The following is a 19,244-nucleotide window of genomic DNA, read 5'->3' as shown; positions in this document are numbered from 1 at the left end:
CAAAGGCGACGGCGTCCACCACGCCATGCTCGGCATCGCCCGCCTGCACAACCTCACCCTCGCCGGATGACGTGGGAACAAGCAGGTCAGGATGTACGCCGTAGATCATTTACGGGACAACGCTTACTACCGGACGCCAGACCCAGCGCCTCGACAACATGGTCCGGAGCTTCCAGCCAGCCCGCCGACGTGATGACCGCGTATTCGCCGGGCGTGTAGATCTTGCCCGTCTGACGAGCACGGCCGTACAACTCCCTGGCACGACGGTTCACATCCAGGCCACGCACGTAGGTGCCCGATCCCTGACGCTTCTCGACCAGGCCCTGATGCCTCAACGCTTCGAGCGCACGAGCGGCAGTCGGCCGCGAGACGCTCCAATCGGCAGACAACTGCCGCTCCGAGGGCACCTCATCGCCCGCACGCAGATCTCCGCGAAGGATCTGATCACGGATGTAGTGAGCGATCTGCAAATACTTCGGCTGAGCCTCTTCGATCTTGGGCATCTCACCCTCCTAAGTGGCTATTACCTCTGGCCACTATAGAGTGAGTGGCTAAGCCCGAAACCCGTACCCTGACGCGGTGACGCGCTTGATCGTGGCAGCAGGAGGAGGGGGCGATGCAGTCGCCGCCGCCATGGTGGACGCCGCTCTGAACCCAGACGGGGAACCGGCGGTCGTCCTCACCTACGCATGGGACCGCCTACTGATCGACCCCGTTCCCGGCCCCCGGGGGCCTGCCAACTTCACCGGTCTCAGGGCGATCACGCCCAGCGTCCACGCAGTGCCGGGAGACGCGCAGCCGGTGGCGCCCGCCGGCTCGACACTGCCCCGGCTCGCAGCGGAGCTTCCCCACACCTTCGCCTTGATCGACCCGCACGCAGGCGTGCAGGGCATGACTCAGCAGGTGCAGGAGCTCACCGAGCACCTGAGCCTCAGCTCGATCGATCTGTTGGACGTCGGCGGAGACATCCTCGCCAAGGGCGACGAACCCACCCTCCGCAGCCCGCTCGGTGATGCGCTCACCCTCGCGGCGTGCTGCCAACTGTCCGTTCCGGTCCGGCTTCTGATCGCAGGGCCAGGACTCGACGGCGAACTCCCTGCCGAGCAACTCCGCGAACGCCTCGGCCCCAAGCTCCTGAGCCTCACCACCGAGCACACCGAACCCGTCAGCAATGTCTTGGAATGGCATCCGTCCGAAGCCACAGCCATGCTCGCCGCCACAGCCCGAGGAACCCGCGGACTCTGCGAAGTACGGGACGCCGGCCTATCGGTCCCCCTCACCGACGAGGGCCCCGCTCTCCACCAGGCCGACTTGGACGACGCTCTCAGCCGCAACGAACTCGCCCGAGCCGTCCTCTACAGCACCGCACTTGAGGAAGCCGAGCAGCACAGCCGGGAGATCTGCGGATACTCCGAGATCGACTACGAACGCAACAAGGCCATGTGGCTCGATGACCGGACGACCCAACCGATCGAGGGCACGGATGCCCTACTGGCGCAGCTCGACCAGTTCGAAGCCGAGGCCAGCGGGCGCGGTGCCACCCACACCACCTTCCGCCGTATCACTGAGGCCCTGGGCTACGACGGCTCGCAACGGCTCCAGCTCCGAGAACTGCTACTCCAGCACCGCCCGGAGCAGTACGAAGCCCCGCTCTGGCGCATCACGTCAAAGCCTGCGTAACAACTTTCTCTACGACTTCAAGGCGGCTCGCTCCGCTCCCCGCGCGCGGCACGGGCGCACAAGCAGCCGCCTGACGCCAGAGAAGGGGTGCGTCGTGGCTGGAGCGGTCGGCTCCACAGCTTTACGCAGCCACTTGGGCGCGAGCGTCGAAGAGCACGGCTCCAACGTCGTGCTTTGCCGGACAGGTCCACTACCTGTCCGACGCGCCGGAAGCTTACGGAGCCATGATCACTCGCCCCAAAGCAACTCCTACCCAAAGCCGCTTCACCAATCGTGTGCCGTCACGACTTACTCCGCCTTTCCCCTTATACCCCGCTTAGCAGGTTCTTCATTCGCCCACCGCGGAGCATGCAGCGCCTGCGGATCTACCAGTCCATGTTGGCGGCTTGATCCACGCGGTAGCAGTAGTAATCGGCCATCGCTAGAAAATCTTCCGAGGACTGCATAGCAGATGCCACCTCGGCCCTGAATCGCTCGTCGTAGTAAACGTCGAGACCACCTTTGATCCATTTCATTGCAAGCGGGGCGGCCGTATCGTCAAGCCATTCATCAAATGCATCAAAAGAACGCTTGATGCGCCCGAAATCCTCTACCCCCACAGGAACAAAGCTAAAGTAGGGCCTTTCGCGAATATCACTGAGTACAGCAGGAAGGGCACCGATACCCTTCATGTGAAACAACATGGTTGATCCAAACTTATCGAACCCACCATGTCCATACGTGTTCCGATATTCTTCTGCGATGCGATGAAGCTCATCGAAGTGTGCCTTAACGGAGCCATTCTCTCCAACCGGGAATACTTTCTTAAACTTCGCGCCCCATCGGTCACCGATGAAGGACTTTAAACTCTCCTTGGAAGGGTCGAACCCGACGAACGGAAGAAGAAGCACCAAATTGTGCTCAAGGAGGCTAAAATATGCGGACACCATAGCAACCGTATTATAAAATCCCTCTGTCTCTTCAGGGGCGATTAGATGCCAACCATTTCCCAAATCGCCATCCACTCGCCCTTTACCAGCAAACGCCAGCTCCGCACCCTCACGGAAGTACTCATATAGGTCGTGAAGTCGACGATACTGATTCCGAATAGTCACCTTTCCCTGGCGAATCTGTTCATCGGCGAATCCCCTAAGGTAATACCGCTCTAGGTAGCGTTGGGACTTTTCGAGCAGGGAGACGACTCGTTCACACAACGCCTTTGCGTCATCCTCGGCTGGCAGGGCCTGGGCGTCAACGTAAAGACGGAGTCCGAACTTTTGATGTGCCAGCGAACAGCAGTGGCCATCGATAAGAAACGTATACTCCCAGGCGAGCTTTTCCCCGCGTCCGAGATTGCGGCAGCCGAGCAGTTCAAGAGCTATGCGAGCGATTCCAGGAACAGGAAGCCGGGTAACGTCCACGCTGAATCGGTGCGTTGGCCGACCAATCACCAACGCGAACCCGGGATCATCGGACGCTGCAGGGGACACGCCTCGCAGAATACGGGATAGATGTTCCTTCAATTTTTCTTCCTGCCCTTTATTCAAAATCCCTCCCGCATACTCGATAAGTTACAGTACACCCCAAGGGGTCGTCTTCATTTACAGCGACTCTTCTTCCTGTCCAGTTCGCGTAAGATATAAAACATTAGGAGGGTGAGTAAGCCAAAGTGAGAGATGATTACGCTAGCAGCCACTAGCGATCCACCTATCCACTTCGGGCCTCCTCCGTTATCCATTACGGGAATCCATAGGTAGAGACCGCAAATATTGATGAGCCAGTTCCCCGTCTCCTTAGGGCGTCGCCCTGCACGTAGTTCAAAGAAGATGGTGAGCGCCATCCATGAGATAAGAATATACAGACTACCCACAGTGAGAACCGGGTTCAGGTCTGTGTAGTTGGCGACGAAGCGCACCTGATAGGGCCACTCGAAAGCCAGTAGGCTAGCGAGCAGTAAGAGGGGGCAAACTTGAAGCAGCAACCGTGCAATCCGCCTTGCTTGTGCCTCGTGACGGAACAGCAACTCTGCCCACCCCTCAAAGAGGGGATTCGGCACATTGTTGGGATCAAGACCGTCTAACGCACGGGAAACCGCTATGAAAGCTTCCTCCAACGTAAAGTCTCTAAGTTTCGTGCCGGTTGAGTCCATGTAAGCCTCGATTGCGCCGACAAAATCAGGCATTGTCTCCGAGGTTAAAACGGAACTGCGGGGAACAGTTACGCGCTTAATCGCGTCCTGCGCTTTCCAGAGTTCTGCAGTCAAGTTCACCCAGTAGAGTTTCCTCGTGTCGACGTCAAAGACGACACCCACTACCGGAATTTTGCTTTTCCTCCAGTCATCGAAGTGATCCTCAACCGGAATGGTGTAACCCTTGGCACGTTTGTACTTACGGCCCGCCTTTACCTGGATGGCAAGAACATGACCAGTTCGGTTCCCGCCTCTCGTCAGCAAGACATGCAAGTCCTCGCCGTGATCGTTTCCACCGTCGATCTCTTGGACGATATAATCATGATCTTCCAATAGCGTCCGCACGGCGTTCACGCCAGCTCGCTCGATGCAACGGTTAGACCTAACCCGTGCCATGCTCCCCCCTGAGGTCGTACTTACGATAGCGATGGTCTGGCCTGGGGAGTTGCGATTTTTGAATCTGCTCGGCGGCTGCCCTCGGGTACCGTCTGCCCATGTTCGGCCGTAACAGCTACAGCAACGCGCCACCGACATCAACGAGCCGGAACCACGGCGATACATAGCTGTCACGGCCACCCGTGCCAAATATGTGCCAGATCCTGCTGGAAACGACGGAGACCAAGCCGCTGGTCAGGCAGGCCCGCGCCCGTTCCCCCGCAGGTCAGCTCGGCAACCAGCCACGGAGGACCCGAGCTTCCCAAGCTGGGGGCTCGGGCACGGTGGTCACGGGCCAGCCATCGGTGCTTGCTCCGGTCGACGGCACCAGCAGCGTGGCTAAGGCTGGTGGGGGTGCAGCGAGGCATACGCGTGCGTGGTTGGTCGGCGCGCCCGCCATCGTGGCTGACTGTCGTCGGCTGAGGTTCAGACGGGTCATGTCGAAGTGCCGGCCGTCAGCGGAGTGCGCCGAAGCTGGGCCCTCCCTGGGCCGTCCGAGGTCGCTCGACAGTGGCCAATGACGACCAACGACGACCACCAGGCGCACGGGCTCACCGCACTTGAGCAGGGAAAACGCAGGTCGCCAAGATCCTCGGCAAGACCCAGGGCAAGAAGACGGGAGGCTCACGCCTCTGCCTTACCGTGAGGGCCTGGGCTCCCCAACGTCTTAGCCACAGAGTTGATTATCTGCTGGGCCGTCTCCAAGCCGTGGTGTGCCATCTCCTTGGTCTTGCCGATGGACCGGATCCGACGGTGCCGGTCCCCTGGCTTCTCCGGAGCTTTGAGATCCAACTCGTGCACGATCTCGTTGCGCGCAACGAAGAGGAGCTTGAGCTCACCGATCCGCTTGCGCAGCTTTGCGTCTGTCACTCCCAGCGCGCCAGCAACCTTCTGGACCTGCTCCGCCGACTGCAGCGACGACCCAGTCAACTCGTACACGTAGTCATCGATCAACGCACCCCGCGGATCACCGCTCGTCAGGTATCTCGCCAGAAACCTTGAGGCCTGTTCGTGGGCCAGACGAGCTTCCGCATGTGTCTGAAACTTGGACGCAGCCTCCTTGTTGACGGGCAACAGCGCAGCCAAAGTGTCTCGGATGAGTTGCTTCAGTGCCGAGTCGATTCCTGCACCCGCGAAGGTGAGCGCAGCTCGCAGGAGGTCTTCCTCGTTGGACGTAAGACGCCCTCGTAGATCGCCGCCTTCTTCGCGACGCGCTAACCGAACGATCGCCAGGTTATCCAGAACCGCCTCGACCGAGTCGTAGGCCGACGCCAGAAACCGCTGGGACTTGTCGGTATTGGGATGGAACCAGGCTGCGGAGAGTCCGTCGAGTTGCATGGTTGATCATACGAGGGATGTGCCGCCTAGCGGCCTCCACATTGCGAAGCAATCTCAGCCAAAGGATGATCCGAGCGGCTACGTACCGGATCACCCGCCCCCGGAGAGGTGTAAGAGGGACACAGCAACCTGAGTGTCTAAATGCGGGACAGCGAACAATCGTGGGCGTCAGCGACCATCAGCGCAGGTGACAAGCGCAGCAGCCCAGGGACGGCGAGCGTCCCAAGTTGCTGCGGGACGAAGAGGTCGCCCCGCTAGAGTGCGCATGATCGACGCCCCGACCTGCCCCGAGTGCGGCCAGCCTATGGAGTCGGGTGGCTTCGTCCTCTCTCCGGGGGGAGGGGAAGACGATGGCCAGCGGGCCTGCCGAACGCTGTGGAGCTGTACAAGTCGGCATAGCTGGTGGCGTTGGGCCGACCGGCCCGAGGAAGCCTTGGAAGTCTGTCCGACTCCCGAACTGTTCCGCTGACATCCAATGCCGACATCAACGGTCTTGGACGGTGGCGGCACTCAGCAGCCCAGCACGACACCGGCTCGCCAGGCAGGTGCCCGCCAGGGCAAGGGAAGATCGAACTCCTAAAGCGGTGCTCAGAGCCGTGCCCGATGCGGGCCCGACAGGCCGGTAAGTCACGGTCAACAGCGGACGTCAAGGTGGACCACAAAACCCCCTCGGCACTCGTTTCCACTGGTCAACGCATCAATGAGAGCAGAGCGCATCGTGATCCGTAAGGTCCGTGGCGCGGCGCCCGGTCTCGTCGCAGTCTGCGGACCGGTCGCGCCATCGCTGAGTGGTCAGCTGGGGCTGCGCGGAGGCGTCTGCGGTTCAAAGATCAAAGCCTGAAAGCGCGGCCGATGCCGGTGGGTGGCTGAGGGGACCACGTGCGGGTGCGCGCCGTCTGTCCCGCCGTCGTGGCTGACTTCCTGTGGCTGAGCATGCTCTGTCGGCGCCAGCCAGTAGCCTGCAGCTGTCAGCCGTGGCGTATCTGGAGGCTTCGTGGAAGCTACCGCTCTCACCAGTCCCGACCGACTGTGGTCGGCGCAGGAGGTCTTGATGCGCCCGAGCCCTGTTCCCGCAGCGGCGGGGGTCTACGGGTGGCACTTCGAGCAGGCACCCCACCAAGACCTGGACGCTGGACGCCTGCTCTACGTCGGCATAGCCCCGCGATACATGGCGAACCGGACCAGCACCCAGAACCTGCGGAAGCGCGTGCGGTACCACTACCGCGGCAACGCGGCCGGTTCGACACTGCGGCTCACTCTCGGTTGCCTGCTCGGCCTTGAACTGCGTCGTGTAGGAAGCGGCAAACGCATGACCTTCGGCAAGGCCGGGGAAGCCACCCTCAGCCAGTGGATGGCAGAGAACGCGCAAGTGTGCTGGATCGAGCACAGCAAACCGTGGAGCCTGGAGTCGCAGCTCATCTCTCAACTCGATCTGCCGTTGAACCTCGACCAGAACGACCACAACCCATTCCACGGCCGCCTAAAGGACATGAGGGCCGAAGCCCGCCACCTAGCCCGGGATTTGCCCATCAGCGCGTAGGCGTTCGGCTGACATCAACGGCGGCGAACGACGGCGTACGGAAGCGGTGGCGACGTGGATTCAGGGATCGCAGCAATCTTGGGGGCGGCCGTCGGAGCATTGGGCACTGGCGGTGCAGCTTTCGTTACGGGCTTGTGCGGAGCCAAGGCCACCCAGCGCCAGTTAGAGGCTCAGGACGCGCAAGCAAGGCGTCAGCTACGGGTCGAGCATGTACGGGAGCGTCGTGAGCCGCGCAGCACGGCGTACGCGGACTTCATCGCACAGGCTCGCGTCATCGAGAGGGCATTGGGGAGGTACCGCGACTCCCACACTCTCGACATGGCCCAGTTCCATTCGGAGATCGACAAGCTCGATTACTTGGGAGTGCAGGTATGGCTTGAGGGGCCGCCGGCTGTCATCCCTCCCTCCCAGGAGCTCATCAGCTGCGCCAGCCGTTGCATCAGACCGCTTCGCACCTCCATCGCAGCCCTCCAAAGCTTCGGCGAGGAATCCCCCGAGTATGCCGACACGAAAAGTGCAGTTGCTGACGTCGGCTTTGAGTTGCTCGCCCAGGTGCAGCGATTCGCCGAAGTCGCCCGTCGCGTACTCGATGACGAGGGAACCGGCGAACTGGCAAGCCCCATGGTCGAGGCACAGCTCTCAGTGCCTGAGCTGTCCGGAGAGCGGCCGTTGCCCGAACCCGTGACACCCACGAATGACACCAACAACAACAGGTGACAGCGGCATGGACCGAGGCAGCAGACCGACTGCAAATCAGATTCCCAGCCAGCGTGGCAGCCCGCCCAGTGATCGAACCGGTGGTCAGAACGGTTGCTGTACAGCAGCCAAGTACAGCAACCACCACAACCGCAGGCAGCCCGCACCAGCCGCAGACGCCCCGCCACAGGCCCCAGCCGACCCCACCGACCACCCCGCCCGAAGTTCGGGACGAAGAGGTCGTGGGTTCAAATCCCGCCACCCCGACAGAGAAGAAGCAGGTCAGGGCCGGTTTTCCGCAAGGAAGACCGGCCCTGATTCGTGTCGAGTGACTAGCTGAGTGACCATGGCGTTCCGTCGCCCCTGCGGAGCCTGGCGAACTGGTCACCTCGTGACGTCGAAGTCACGCGCATGAGCCGTCGTCCTCGATGCTGGTGGCCGTGATGCAAGCCGTGCCAGCGACCATCTCCCCTCCGCGGTCCGCGACGAACCGCTTGAAAGTGGGAAGCCCGGGTTATGGACATCGACCCGCAGGGCTTCGCCCTCGCGCCACCACCTCACCCGTACGCGCACGACTCTTCGAACGCGCCGTACAGGATCGCGTTCGTCACCAGCTCCCCACACCTTCGCGCTGATCGACCCGGAAGCGGGTGTACGCGGGATCGCGCACAAGTTGGGGGACTCACCGAACATCTGGGCCTCGACTCGATCGACCTGCTGGACGTCGGCGGAGACATCCTCGCCAAGGGCGACGAACCCACCCTCCGCAGCCCGCTCGGTGATGCACTCACCCTCGCGGCGTGCTGCCAACTGCCACTCCTGGTGCGCCTTCTGAATGCGGGCCCGGACTCGACGGCGAGCTTCCGGCTGACCAGCTCCGCGAACGACTCGGCCGCCAGCTCCTCAGCCTCACTGGTGAGATCTGCGGGTACTCGGAGATCGACTACGAACGCAACAAGGCCGCTTGGCTCGACAGCCGGACGACCAAACCCATCGAGAGCACACCCGCTCTACTGGCACAGCTCGACCAGCTCGAAGCCGAAGCCAGCGCACGAGGCGCCGCCCACACCACCTTCCGCCGCATCACTGAGGCATGGGGCTACGACGGCTCGCAACGGCTCCAGCTCCGCGAACTGCTACTCCACCACCGCCCGGAGCAGTACGACGCCCCGCTCTGGCGCATCGCGTCGAAGCCTGCGTAACAACGTTCTCTACGACTTCGAGGGCTCGCTCCGCTCGCCGCGCGGCCCGGCTCGCCGCCGGGCCGACGCTCCTGTCTTCGCCCCGCTCCGGCCCGGCCGGCCAGCCCGCGCGCGGCGCGAACCACACGAAGAGGACGCCATCGTGGCTGGGGCGGTCGGCTCCGCGGCTTTAGGCAGCCACCATGGGGGGGAGCCGCGAAGATCAGGGGCCCACTTCGGGCTATTGCGGGCAGGCGAGGTGCTGCCCGAGACGCAGCAAGCTTACGGGCCCCTGATCTCTCGCCCCATGGCAGCTCGAGCCGAGAGCCGCTCTGCCGACCGCTTAACGCGCCCGGATGATCATCCTGGGGACTCCGGACCCCACCGGGGCTGACATTCACAACCGCGCGGTGGGCCTTTCGTGGCGCTCCGCCATCGAGTCGCCTCGTGCAATCAGGTACGCGAAGACACCCACGAACGGCAGGATGAGGACGAGGAGCAGCCAGCCCGCCTTGGCGCCTCCTCCGAGATCATGGCTTCGGAAGATGTCCCCGATGATCTTGAAGAGGAGGATGAGCCACACGATCCAGAGGAAGAAGAACAGCATGGTCAAGAAGATGCTGAGAAGCGGAAAATCCATAGCTGGCCTCCGGAGATCGTTTCCTCGACATGCCCTTTGTCCCGCTACGCTCAGGCTTATGGCAGGTGTCTTCCTTGCGCCACCGCAGTGCCACCAACCGAGTGAAGTGGCCTCAGGCACAGGACCCCCGGGCCAGCCTCCAAAGCTGCGGGCGATGCAGGATCCAATCCCCCGGAGAAGGGACTGGGCTCACTGACTCGAGGGGCTGACATCCACGACCGACGACAACGACCTTGTACACGGACGCACCAAGGCAACCGAGCAGGCGCCCGGCAAGCAGGCTGAACCTGTCTCTAGAGGCACCCGGTCTAGCTCCTGAAGCGAGTGTCGACGTGCCCCCGGACGTCCCCGCCGCGCGACATCTGTTCTTCCTTGCCGCTCGGCTGAGCCCGGTGGCCGGCGCGCGGCGCATACGCGCGCTGATCGTTCGGCGCCCCCGCCGTCGTGGCGGGCTTTCTCCAGCTGAGGCCAGTGCAGGGAGGCCGTTGCGGTACAGCAGCGAAGTACAGCAACCCCCACGGCCACACACACCCTGCACCAGTGGCCAGAGCCGCGCCGCCGACCCAGCCGACCTCACCACCCACCGCCGCCCGTAGTTCGGGACGGAGAGGTCGTGGGTTCAAATCCCGCCACCCCGACAGAGGAAACACCAGGTCAGGGCTTTGATCGGCATTGCGGGTCGGGCCCCTGAGTGTTTCTGGGGTCGCTTGGGGGAAATCTGGGAGAGAGTCTGGTCGGGGTTCGCCCAGCGGGTTGCTGTCGAGGCCCTGCTCCAGGTCGCCGCCACAAGCCTCTGGGCCTGCGCCTTCGCGGGCCGCCCCGGCAGGTGCCGACCTGGCACGACGACCTGAGGTTGATCGACTCCACGCCACTGCCGTGCGGAGCCTCTCGCGAGGCCGTCACACGCTCCGGCCTGGCCCCCGAAACTCGGCGAGCGAGAAGTGGTGACCACTGCTGGAAGGCGGTCACTACGCCCCAGCCGGCCGGGGTCTGCCGCCCGCACCCGCCAACGGCTTCCTCACCTTCGCAGTCGGCCTCCGGCACGGCTGGGTCACCAACGCCAGGAACAAGCGATGCCTGATCGCCCGCTGTTGGCCGATCGAGCCCGGCCCCCCGGGGGGTGCGATGCGTTGGCCCTGGCGGTTGCTGTGCGTGGGGTGGGAGATCTTGTTCTGGCCTCGTTCGGGGGGCGCGGGTGCTGTTCGAGTGGGGCCGCTTCGGGGCGGGGAGCGGGACGTCAGGGGCGTATGCGTCGTTCGAGAAGTGGTTCCGCCGCGGTCGGCGGGGGCCGCGGGGCGGTGGCGCGAAGCCGCTCCATGGGCGCTGCGCCGGTCCTAGGGTGCCGTCATGCCTATTCCGCGCGCATCCGACGGTCAGCCGTTGTCCCTCTACACGTTGGACATCGACGCGGCTCTGGTCTATGCCCGCAAGGCCCTCGCGGAGGGGCTGAACGTGGAAATCACCGATCGGGATCTGCGCGACACGAAGACCCATCGCAGCTTTCAGAGTTCGCCGATCCTGGTGAAGTACTGGGGAGTTCGCGTCACCGAAGGTGCCAGTGCGATGGGCTACCGGTCGGCCTCGGCGCATCAGATCATCGCTGCTGTCGAGGGTTCGACGCCGGAGGAATACGGTGCGATCCACGCCGATGATCTGGTGCGGTTCTGCCGGGCCCACTACGAGAAAAGCGGCCACGCGGTGGGCGTGGCCGAGCGGGGCCGAGGCTGAGAGCCCGGCACTCCTCTGCGGGCAGCAGTGCGGCACGAGAAGGCGGGCGCGGAGGGGCGGCCGGAGAAGGTCTGGTACGCGGCGTACGGCTCCAACGTGCACCGCGAACGGTTGCGGGCCTATATCCGCGGTGGCCGGCCGCAGGGAGCGGGGCGGTGGTATCCGGGGTGCCGGGACCGGGGCATGCCGGTGGAGTCGATGCCGGTCGAGTTGCCCGGGGCGGTGTATTTCGCGACGACGTCACCGGTGTGGGGTGGCGGGAGGGCGTTCTACGATCCGGAGGCCGAGGGGCGCACTCTCGCGGTGGCGCATCTGGTGACGCCGGGGCAGTTCTCCGACGTCGCGGCGCAGGAGATGTACCGGGAGCCGGGCACCGACCTGGATCTGACCCAGGTGCTGGCGCACGGCCGGGCGTCCCTCGGGGAGGGTCGGTACGAGACGCTGGTGTGCGCCGGGGAGTTGGCGGGGCATCCGGTGCTGACGTTCACCGCGCCTTGGGGGCTGGGGGAGGTGCCGTACGTGGCTCCGGCGGAAGCTTATCTACGCTGTCTGGCCTCCGGGCTGCTGGAGGCAGGTGACTGGACTGCGGAGACAGTGGCCCGGTATCTGGCCTGGGCGCCGGGGGCGGAGGGAGTGTGGTCGGCGGAGGCGGTTGCGGAACTGGTCGCTGGGTAGGTCCGCTCCGCCCCCGCGCGCCCGGGGCCGGGTCAGAGGGTCAGCCGTTGTACGTGTAGCAGGTCACCCAGGTGCTTTCGCTCGTCGCGTGGGCGCCCCGCGCCGCGTACGCGCCGGAGAGGGCGGACTCGTTCTGGAGGACCCAGTCCATCTTGGTGGAGGAGATGTCGCGGGAGGCGGTCTTCACCAGTTGCCCGTCGAGGAAGTACTTCACCTTGCCCGGGGTCCACTCGATGCATGTGGTGTGCGGGGTGGTCCAGGAGGCGCCGGTGTCGACGTTCTCCTCACTCGGGTGGGCGAGGGCGGAGATGGTGTCGTCGTTGAAGTTGCCCCCGGTCTCGGGGAAATCCATCTCGTACGGCTCCTCGTAGAAGAGGTGCGCGGCCTTGAAGCCGGGGTCCATGCGGATCACCTTGAAGCGCTCGGTGTATTTGCCGTACGCGCGGTCCATGCATTTATGCGGCACCATGGTGGCCACGTAGTTGTCCTGGCCGGACTCCGGCCGTACATGTCGACCTTCATGGTGCCGGTGCTGTCGTAGCCGGAGGGGGAGACGGAGACGGCCTTGTCGGCGCCGTACTCGCCGCCCATGGTGTGGTCGTTGCCGTTGCTGTGGTTCTGGGGGTTGGCCGTGTCGTACCACCCGGTGGGATAGGCCGACCAGTTGGTGCGGTACTCGTCGCTGAGGCCGCCGCAGTAGGCGTCGGCGGTGTCGACGTTGCGATCGCAGTCGGAGAACGAGCCGACCGGCACGGTGTCGCCGTTGAAGTTCTCCGCGAACGCCTGGTGGACGCTGCCGCAGTCGCCCGACGGCACGGTGTTGTCCGTCACCCGGCACGCGTCCTCGGAGGGCGTCGCCTCGGCCGGCGCCGGTGCGGCCACCATCCATATGCATGCGCAGGCAGCCGCCAGCGCGGTGGCGGCCTGTTACCCGAGTTTCCGTCTCATGGCCGGAGAGTATGCCGCTGCCGCCTCTTCCGCGCACGCCTTTCATGGTCTCAACTCCCCTACCTAGGAATGCCGTTGAAGCAAGAGGCAGCCGACGCACGTCCCTCGTTGTCGTCGGAACGTACCCGGAAGGGATCGATCGATTTCCCTTTCCCAGGCGTATCAGCCGGTGACCACTAGTAGTTTGGGCCGGCAAAAGGCGGCGAGCCTGGCCGACTGTCACAAAGGAGCCGAAGTGGCCGACGAGGCGTTCAGTATCGACAAACGACCGCTACGCGACTTGCTGCAGCAAGTGCAGGTCGGCAAGGCGCAGCTACCCGAGTTCCAGCGGGGCTGGGTGTGGCCCTGGCCGAACATTGCGAGCCTACTTGCGTCGATTTCGCTGAGCTATCCCGTCGGTACCGTCATGTTGCTCAAGGCAGGCGGCGACGTGCGGTTCAAGTACCGACCGATCGAGGGCGCCGCGCCGCCAGGCGACGCGGAACCTGAATCGCTCGTGCTGGACGGGCAGCAGCGGCTCACCTCGCTCTTCCAAGCGCTGAAGTTGCACCGTCCGGTGGAGACGCAGGATCTGCGCAACCACCGGGCCGCCGGCTGGTTCTACGCGGACATGCGGGCCGCGTTGGAGGAGAACGGCGACCGCGAGGAGGCGATCCGCTTTCTTCCTGAGTCCCGGGTCGTCCGCAACTTCCGGGGGGAGGTGCTGGAGGACTACTCGACCCCGGAACTGGAGTACGAGCACCATCTCTTCCCTCTCCACGCCGTCTTCGACAACGGCGACTGGGGGGACGAGTTCACCGACTACTGGTCCGACCACAAGGAGAAGCGCACGCTCTGGCGGGCGTTCCGGCAGACGTTCGTCCGGCCCTTCGACCTGTACCACGTCCCCATCATTGAGCTGGGGCAGGAAGTCCCGCGACAGGCCGTCTGCCAGGTTTTCGAGAAGGTCAACACCGGCGGCGTCACCCTCACAGTGTTCGAGCTGCTGACCGCCACCTACGCCGCCGACGACTTCGACCTGCGCAAACACTGGGAGTACGAGTGCCGTGCGGCGTGGCAAGCGCCTGAGTACCGCATCCTGCGGGAGGTCTCCAACACCGACTTCCTGCAGGCCGTCACTCTGCTGGCCACAGCCGAGCGGTGGTGGCGCGAGCGGGACAGCGGCACGGAGGAGGAACGACTGCCGCGTATCGGCTGCAAGCGCAAGGACATGCTTGCGCTCTCCCTCACTGACTACCGACGTTTCGCCCCGATGCTCGTCGCCGGGTTCAAGACCGCCGCAAAGTTCCTGCACCAGCAGTACGTCTTCGACACTAAGTTCCTGCCCTATGGAACCCAACTGATCCCGCTGGCAGCCATCTTCGCCCTGGCCGCAGAGGACGCGCAGAGCGCGGGAGCGCAGGAGAAGCTGGCCCGTTGGTACTGGTGCGGGGTGTTCGGCGAGCTGTATGGCGGCTCCACCGAGACGCGCTTCAGCCAGGACCTGCCTGATGTCGTGGACTGGATTCGCGGGTCTGCGACCGAACCGCGAACCGTGACCGCCGCGCAGTTCTCACCGGGACGCCTGCTGACCCTGCGGACCCGCAACAGCGCAGCCTACAAGGGGATTTATGCTCTCCTGCTCAAGGCGGGGGCCGTGGACTGGCGTACCGGCGAGAAGGCCGAGGTCACCGGCTACTTCGACGAAGCCGTGGACATCCATCACATCTTTCCGAAGAGCTGGTGCGAGAAGGCCGGCCTGGACCCCGCTGTCTTCAACTCCATTGTCAACAAGACCCCGTTGACCGCACGCACCAACCGGATCATCGGCGGCGTTGCCCCCTCCGAATACCTCGGCCGGCTGGTGAACGCCGCCGAGACCCCTCGCGACAGCGTTAACCAGCACATCCGGACCCACCTCGCCGACCCGGGGCTCATGTCCTCCGACAAGTTCGAAGCCTTCTTCGCCGCCCGCAAGTCCGCCCTGCTCGACCAGATCTCGGGCGCCATGGGCAAGGTAGTCCTGGAGAGCGACAGCTCCGACGAGCCACCCGGCAACAGCCTGGACGCGACCGACGACACAGACGACCTGTAAGGGTGTGACGTTGGCCTACTCGTCGCCGACGTCCGATCACTCGTCCTGTTCCAGTTCGCCTTCCGTCTCCAGGTAGATCTGGCGCAGTGCGTCGAGGGTGGCCGGGTCGGGCTTGGACCACATGCCGCGGGACTCGGCCTCCAGCAGGCGCTCGGCGATGCCGTGCAGGGCCCAGGGGTTGGACTCCTGGAGGAAGGCGCGGTTGGTCTCGTCCAGGACGTAGGTCTCGGTGAGTTTGTCGTACATCCAGTCGGCGACCACGCCGGTGGTGGCGTCGTAGCCGAAGAGGTAGTCGACGGTGGCGGCCAGTTCGAAGGCGCCCTTGTAGCCGTGGCGGCGCATCGCCTCGATCCACTTGGGGTTGACCACCCGGGCGCGGAAGACGCGGGAGGTCTCCTCCACGAGGGTGCGGGTGCGCACCGTCTCGGGGCGGGTGGAGTCGCCGATGTACGCCTCGGGCGCGGTGCCGCGCAGCGCCCGCACGGTGGCGACCATGCCGCCGTGGTACTGGAAGTAGTCGTCGGAGTCGGCGATGTCGTGTTCGCGGGTGTCGGTGTTCTTGGCGGCGACGGCGATGCGCTTGTACGCCGTCTCCATCTCGCCCCGCGCGGGGCGGCCGTCGAGGTCGCGGCCGTAGGCGTAGCCGCCCCAGACGGTGTAGACCTCGGCGAGGTCGGCGTCGGTGCGCCAGTCACGGGAGTCGATCAGCTGGAGCAGGCCCGCGCCGTAGGTGCCGGGGCGGGAGCCGAAGATGCGGGTGGTGGCGCGGCGTTCGTCGCCGTGTTCGCGCAGGTCCTGCTGGGTGTGGGCGCGTACGTGGTTGGCCTCGTCCGGCTCGTCGAGCGAGGCGGCCAGCCGGACCGCGTCGTCCAGCAGCGCCACGGCGTGCGGGAACGCGTCGCGGAAGAAGCCGGAGATACGGAGGGTGACGTCGATGCGGGGGCGGCCCAGTTCCTCGTACGGGATGGGCTCCAGGCCGGTGACACGGCGGGAGGCGTCGTCCCACACCGGGCGGACACCCAGCAGCGCGAGGGCCTCGGCGATGTCGTCGCCCGCGGTGCGCATGGCGCTGGTGCCCCACAGGGACAGGCCGACGGAGGTGGGCCAAGTCCCGTTGTCCGTGCGGTAGCGCTCCAGGAGGGAGTCGGCCAGTGCCTGGCCCGTCTCCCACGCGAGGCGGGAGGGGACGGCCTTGGGGTCGACGGAGTAGAAGTTGCGCCCCGTCGGCAGCACGTTGACCAGCCCGCGCAGGGGCGAGCCGGACGGGCCCGCCGGTACGAAGCCGCCGTTCAGCGCGTGGACGGTGTGGTCCAACTCGGCGGTGGTGGCGGCGAGCCGGGGTACGACCTCGCGGGCTGCGAAGTCGAGGATGTCGGCCACCTGCTGCGGGTGGCCGGCGGCTGCGCGGGACACCGCCCGCGGGTCCCAGTCCGCGGCCTCCATCGCCTCGACCAGCGCGCGGGCCTTCGCCTCCGCCTCGTCGGAGGTGGTGCGGGTGGCGGCGGACTCGTCCAGGCCGAGGGCCTCGCGCAGACCGGGCAGGGTGCTCCTGCCGCCCCAGATCTGGCGGGCGCGCAGGATGGCCAGGACCAGGTTGACGCGGTCCTCGCCGGCCGGGGCCGCGCCCAGGACGTGCAGCCCGTCGCGGATCTGCGCGTCCTTGACCTCGCACAGCCAGCCGTCGACGTGGAGGAGGAAGTCGTCGAAGCCGTCGTCGTCGGGGCGCTCCTCCAGGCCGAGGTCGTGGTCGAGCCTGGCCGCCTGGATGAGCGTCCAGATCTGGGCGCGGATCGCCGGCAGCTTGGCCGGGTCCATGGAGCTGATCTGGGCGTACTCGTCCAGGAGTTGTTCGAGCCGGGCGATGTCCCCGTAGGAGTCGGCGCGGGCCATCGGCGGCACCAGGTGGTCGACGAGGGTGGCGTGCACCCGGCGCTTGGCCTGCGTGCCCTCACCCGGGTCGTTGACCAGGAACGGGTAGACCAGCGGCAGATCGCCCAGCGCGGCGTCCGGGGCGCAGGCCGCGGACAGGCCCGCGTTCTTTCCGGGCAGCCACTCCAGGTTGCCGTGCTTGCCCAGGTGGATCATCGCGTCGGCGCCGAAGCCCCCGTCCGACCGGGGGGCGGCGATCCAGCGGTAGGCCGCCAAGTAGTGGTGCGAGGGCGGCAGGTCCGGGTCGTGGTAGATGGCGATGGGGTTCTCGCCGAAGCCGCGGGGCGGCTGGATGAGGACGAGCAGGTTGCCGTGGCGCAGGGCCGCCAGGACGATGTCGCCTTCGGGGTTGTGCGTACGGTCGACGAACATCTCGCCCGGCGGCGGGCCCCAGTGCTCCTCCACCGCGTCCCGCAGCTCCTGCGGGAGGGTGGCGTACCAGCGGCGGTAGTCGGCCGCCGGGATGCGGACCGGGTTCTTGGCCAGCTGCTCCTCGGTGAGCCAGTCCTGGTCGTGGCCGCCCGCCTCGATGAGGGCCCTGATGAGGGCGTCACCGGTGTGCTCCCCGTCCTCGGGGGCGAGGCCAGGGATGTCGGCGGAGCCGAAGTCGTAGCCCTCCGCCCGGAGGCGGTGCAGCAGCGCCACCGCGCTGGCCGGGGTGTCGAGACCGACCGCGTTGCCGATCCGGGAGTGCTTGGTCGGGTACGCCGACAGCACGAGGGCCAGCCGCTTCTCGGACGCCGGGATACGGCGCAGCCGGGCATGGCGGACGGCGATGCCCGCGACGCGCGCCGCGCGCTCCGGGTCCGCCACATAGGACGGCAGGCCGTCGGCGTCGATCTCCTTGAAGGAGAACGGGACGGTGATGAGCCGCCCGTCGAACTCCGGAACGGCGATCTGGCTGGCCGCGTCCAGCGGCGAGACCCCCTCGTCGTTCTGCTCCCAGTCGGAGCGGGGCGCCGTCAGGCACAGCGCCTGGATGATGGGTACGTCCAGGCCGGTGAGGGCACCCGCGTCCCACGCCTCGTCGTCGCCGCCCGCGCCCGCGTCGGCCGGCTTGGCGCCGCCGGCGCCGCCCGCCGCCAGCACCGTCGTCACGATGACGTCCGCGGCGCGGAGCTCCTCGATGAGTTCGGGCTCGGGGGCGCGGAGGGAGGCCACGTAGAGGGGCAGGGGCCTGCCGCCGGCCGCCTCGATCGCGTCGCAGAGCGCGGCCGCGAACGCCGTGTTGCCGCTCATGTGGTGCGCGCGGTAATAGAGGACGGCAATGGTGGGGGCGGCCGTGTCCGTCGGTGCGGGTGTCCTGGATGTCTTCGGCGCGGGCTCGCGATCCAGGTGGCCCCAGGAGGGGGCCGGGGCCGGGGGCTCGAAGCCGTGCCCGGTGAGCAGCACCGTGTCGGAGAGGAAGCGGGCCAGCTGGACGAGGTTCGCCGGGCCGCCGTGTGCGAGGTACGCGTGCGCTTCGGCGGCCACCCCGATCGGGACCGTGGAGGCCGCCATCAGCTGGGCGTCCGGAGCCTGTTCGCCCGTCAGCACGACGAGCGGGACATCGGCCGCGCGGAGCAGGTCGATGCCCTCCTGCCAGGCCCGGATGCCACCGAGCAGTCGGACGACGACGAGGTCGACGCCTTCGAGGAGAGCGTCGAGCTCGGTGGTGAGGGTGTCGGTGTCCTCGGGGATGCGGCTCGGGTTGGCGTAGCGGTAGGTGAGGGGCGCGGAGGCGCCACCTTGCGCCGCACCCGTCACATTCGCCGGGTCCGTCACATCCGTCGCATTCGCCGCGTTCGCCGCACGGGCGCTGAGCAGGTCCGTGTCGGAGGTCGACAGGAGGAGGATCACCCGAGGCGTGTCGTCGGGGGTGGCGACGGGAGCGTCGACATCGGCGGTGACTTCGGCGCCGACGGGGGAGTCGGCGTTGTCACGTGACGAAAGCGGCATGCTGCGATCGGCCCTTCCTCGGGGTGTCCACGCCCCGGGCGGTCTCGGACTGGTCTCCCCTGCTCCGGAGACCTTCCGGCGGAAGACCGGGGCAGGTGCGAAGAGCGTGGGGAAGGGAGTTCCTGGCTCACCCGGCCGCGATGGTGGCTGGGCTCACAGTGGCGGGACCGCGCCGGATTCGCACCGGCTTCCTCCCTGTCGCCGTCGCCGGCGATGAGGCGGACCGGGTGGTCCGCCGTCAGCATCGTACGGGGGCCGGGTGCGCGGCGGGAGGG

At 66.0% G+C, this 19,244-nt stretch carries 13 protein-coding genes, 4 pseudogenes and 1 riboswitch; of the genes and pseudogenes, 8 read left to right on the top strand and 9 right to left on the bottom strand.

Translation table 11 applies throughout. The features are described from left to right. Nucleotides 1-137 precede the first annotated feature (137 nt). Nucleotides 138-503, bottom strand: a pseudogene (locus KBY19_RS31975) (GntR family transcriptional regulator); the annotation flags it as partial. 76 nt (nucleotides 504-579) lie between these two features. Between KBY19_RS31975 and KBY19_RS31970 the strand changes: the two are divergent. Then, nucleotides 580-1,680, top strand: coding sequence for a DUF1152 domain-containing protein (locus tag KBY19_RS31970; RefSeq protein WP_210967238.1), 1,101 nt, complete (start codon nucleotides 580-582; stop codon nucleotides 1,678-1,680). 365 nt (nucleotides 1,681-2,045) lie between these two features. Here the strand turns inward: KBY19_RS31970 and KBY19_RS31965 are convergent, their stop codons facing one another. The 3 genes from KBY19_RS31965 to KBY19_RS31955 all read right to left on the bottom strand — a co-directional run bounded on the left by KBY19_RS31965 (nucleotide 2,046) and on the right by KBY19_RS31955 (nucleotide 5,620). Continuing rightward, nucleotides 2,046-3,149, bottom strand: a complete 1,104-nt coding sequence (locus KBY19_RS31965; protein ID WP_210967237.1) for a hypothetical protein — start codon at nucleotides 3,147-3,149, stop codon at nucleotides 2,046-2,048. A gap of 107 nt (nucleotides 3,150-3,256) precedes the next feature. Beyond that, entirely contained in the window at nucleotides 3,257-4,201 is a 945-nt protein-coding gene (locus KBY19_RS31960; RefSeq protein WP_210967236.1) for a DUF4365 domain-containing protein, read from the bottom strand. A gap of 705 nt (nucleotides 4,202-4,906) precedes the next feature. After that, nucleotides 4,907-5,620 (bottom strand): hypothetical protein, encoded by a 714-nt coding sequence (locus KBY19_RS31955; protein ID WP_210967235.1) that lies wholly within the window; start codon nucleotides 5,618-5,620, stop codon nucleotides 4,907-4,909. A gap of 1,051 nt (nucleotides 5,621-6,671) precedes the next feature. On the opposite strand from KBY19_RS31955, the gene KBY19_RS31950 reads away from it, so the two are divergent. Then, complete coding sequence (locus KBY19_RS31950; protein WP_368860999.1) at nucleotides 6,672-7,160, top strand: GIY-YIG nuclease family protein; 489 nt, start codon at nucleotides 6,672-6,674, stop codon at nucleotides 7,158-7,160. A gap of 318 nt (nucleotides 7,161-7,478) precedes the next feature. Beyond that, nucleotides 7,479-7,877 (top strand): hypothetical protein, encoded by a 399-nt coding sequence (locus KBY19_RS31945; RefSeq protein WP_210967233.1) that lies wholly within the window; start codon nucleotides 7,479-7,481, stop codon nucleotides 7,875-7,877. Nucleotides 7,878-8,357: 480 nt separating this feature from the next. On the opposite strand, the pseudogene KBY19_RS37015 reads toward KBY19_RS31945, so the two are convergent. Next, a pseudogene (locus KBY19_RS37015) lies at nucleotides 8,358-8,473 on the bottom strand (ATP-binding protein); the annotation flags it as partial. Between KBY19_RS37015 and KBY19_RS37660 the strand changes: the two are divergent. Beyond that, nucleotides 8,454-8,642: pseudogene (locus tag KBY19_RS37660) on the top strand (DUF1152 domain-containing protein); the annotation flags it as partial. The pseudogenes KBY19_RS37015 and KBY19_RS37660 overlap by 20 nt on opposite strands. Nucleotides 8,643-8,656: 14 nt before the next feature. Next, the gene (locus KBY19_RS31940; RefSeq protein ID WP_307843679.1) at nucleotides 8,657-9,058 is read left to right on the top strand and encodes a hypothetical protein; all 402 of its coding nucleotides are present in this window, start codon (nucleotides 8,657-8,659) and stop codon (nucleotides 9,056-9,058) included. 403 nt (nucleotides 9,059-9,461) lie between these two features. On the opposite strand, the pseudogene KBY19_RS31935 reads toward KBY19_RS31940, so the two are convergent. Continuing rightward, nucleotides 9,462-9,677, bottom strand: a pseudogene (locus KBY19_RS31935) (PLDc N-terminal domain-containing protein); the annotation flags it as partial. Between the two features lie 1,347 nt (nucleotides 9,678-11,024). Here KBY19_RS31935 and KBY19_RS31930 point away from each other — a divergent pair. Next, the gene (locus tag KBY19_RS31930; protein WP_099883190.1) at nucleotides 11,025-11,405 is read left to right on the top strand and encodes a hypothetical protein; all 381 of its coding nucleotides are present in this window, start codon (nucleotides 11,025-11,027) and stop codon (nucleotides 11,403-11,405) included. A 27-nt stretch (nucleotides 11,406-11,432) separates the two neighbouring features. Further along, nucleotides 11,433-12,080, top strand: coding sequence for a histone deacetylase (locus KBY19_RS31925; RefSeq protein WP_210967232.1), 648 nt, complete (start codon nucleotides 11,433-11,435; stop codon nucleotides 12,078-12,080). Between the two features lie 40 nt (nucleotides 12,081-12,120). On the opposite strand, the gene KBY19_RS31920 is transcribed toward KBY19_RS31925, so the two are convergent. Both KBY19_RS31920 and KBY19_RS31915 read right to left on the bottom strand, forming a co-directional pair. After that, nucleotides 12,121-12,558 carry a family 16 glycosylhydrolase gene (locus KBY19_RS31920; protein WP_210967231.1) on the bottom strand — a complete coding sequence of 146 codons (438 nt, stop codon included), beginning with the start codon at nucleotides 12,556-12,558 and terminating at the stop codon, nucleotides 12,121-12,123. Next, entirely contained in the window at nucleotides 12,489-12,911 is a 423-nt protein-coding gene (locus KBY19_RS31915; protein WP_210967230.1) for a hypothetical protein, read from the bottom strand. Before KBY19_RS31915 ends, KBY19_RS31920 begins: the two co-directional genes overlap by 70 nt. 352 nt (nucleotides 12,912-13,263) lie before the next feature. Here KBY19_RS31915 and KBY19_RS31910 point away from each other — a divergent pair, with 352 nt between their 5' ends. Then, on the top strand, nucleotides 13,264-15,102 hold the full coding sequence (locus KBY19_RS31910; protein ID WP_210967229.1) for a DUF262 domain-containing protein: 1,839 nt from the start codon (nucleotides 13,264-13,266) through the stop codon (nucleotides 15,100-15,102). A gap of 36 nt (nucleotides 15,103-15,138) precedes the next feature. Here the strand turns inward: KBY19_RS31910 and cobN are convergent, their stop codons facing one another. Further along, on the bottom strand, nucleotides 15,139-18,870 hold the full coding sequence (cobN, locus tag KBY19_RS31905) for a cobaltochelatase subunit CobN (RefSeq protein ID WP_210967239.1): 3,732 nt from the start codon (nucleotides 18,868-18,870) through the stop codon (nucleotides 15,139-15,141). 215 nt (nucleotides 18,871-19,085) lie between these two features. Then, nucleotides 19,086-19,163: riboswitch (cobalamin riboswitch) on the bottom strand. Nucleotides 19,164-19,244 lie beyond the last annotated feature (81 nt).

Origin of the sequence: Streptomyces sp. B15 (assembly GCF_018070605.1) — a bacterium.
In the GTDB taxonomy this organism is placed as follows: domain Bacteria; phylum Actinomycetota; class Actinomycetes; order Streptomycetales; family Streptomycetaceae; genus Streptomyces; species Streptomyces smyrnaeus.
The sequence above is the reverse complement of the archived record's forward strand: the minus strand, read 5'-3'. Positions and strand labels throughout refer to the sequence as shown.

What these genes read in the sequence shown, in the direction of transcription:
- KBY19_RS31930 (WP_099883190.1), top strand. Translation starts at nt 11,025, where the DNA reads ATGCCTATTCCGCGCGCATCCGACGGTCAGCCGTTGTCCCTCTACACG.
- KBY19_RS31945 (WP_210967233.1), top strand. Translation starts at nt 7,479, where the DNA reads ATGGCCCAGTTCCATTCGGAGATCGACAAGCTCGATTACTTGGGAGTG.
- KBY19_RS31955 (WP_210967235.1), bottom strand. Translation starts at nt 5,620, where the DNA reads ATGCAACTCGACGGACTCTCCGCAGCCTGGTTCCATCCCAATACCGAC.
- KBY19_RS31950 (WP_368860999.1), top strand. Translation starts at nt 6,672, where the DNA reads ATGCGCCCGAGCCCTGTTCCCGCAGCGGCGGGGGTCTACGGGTGGCAC.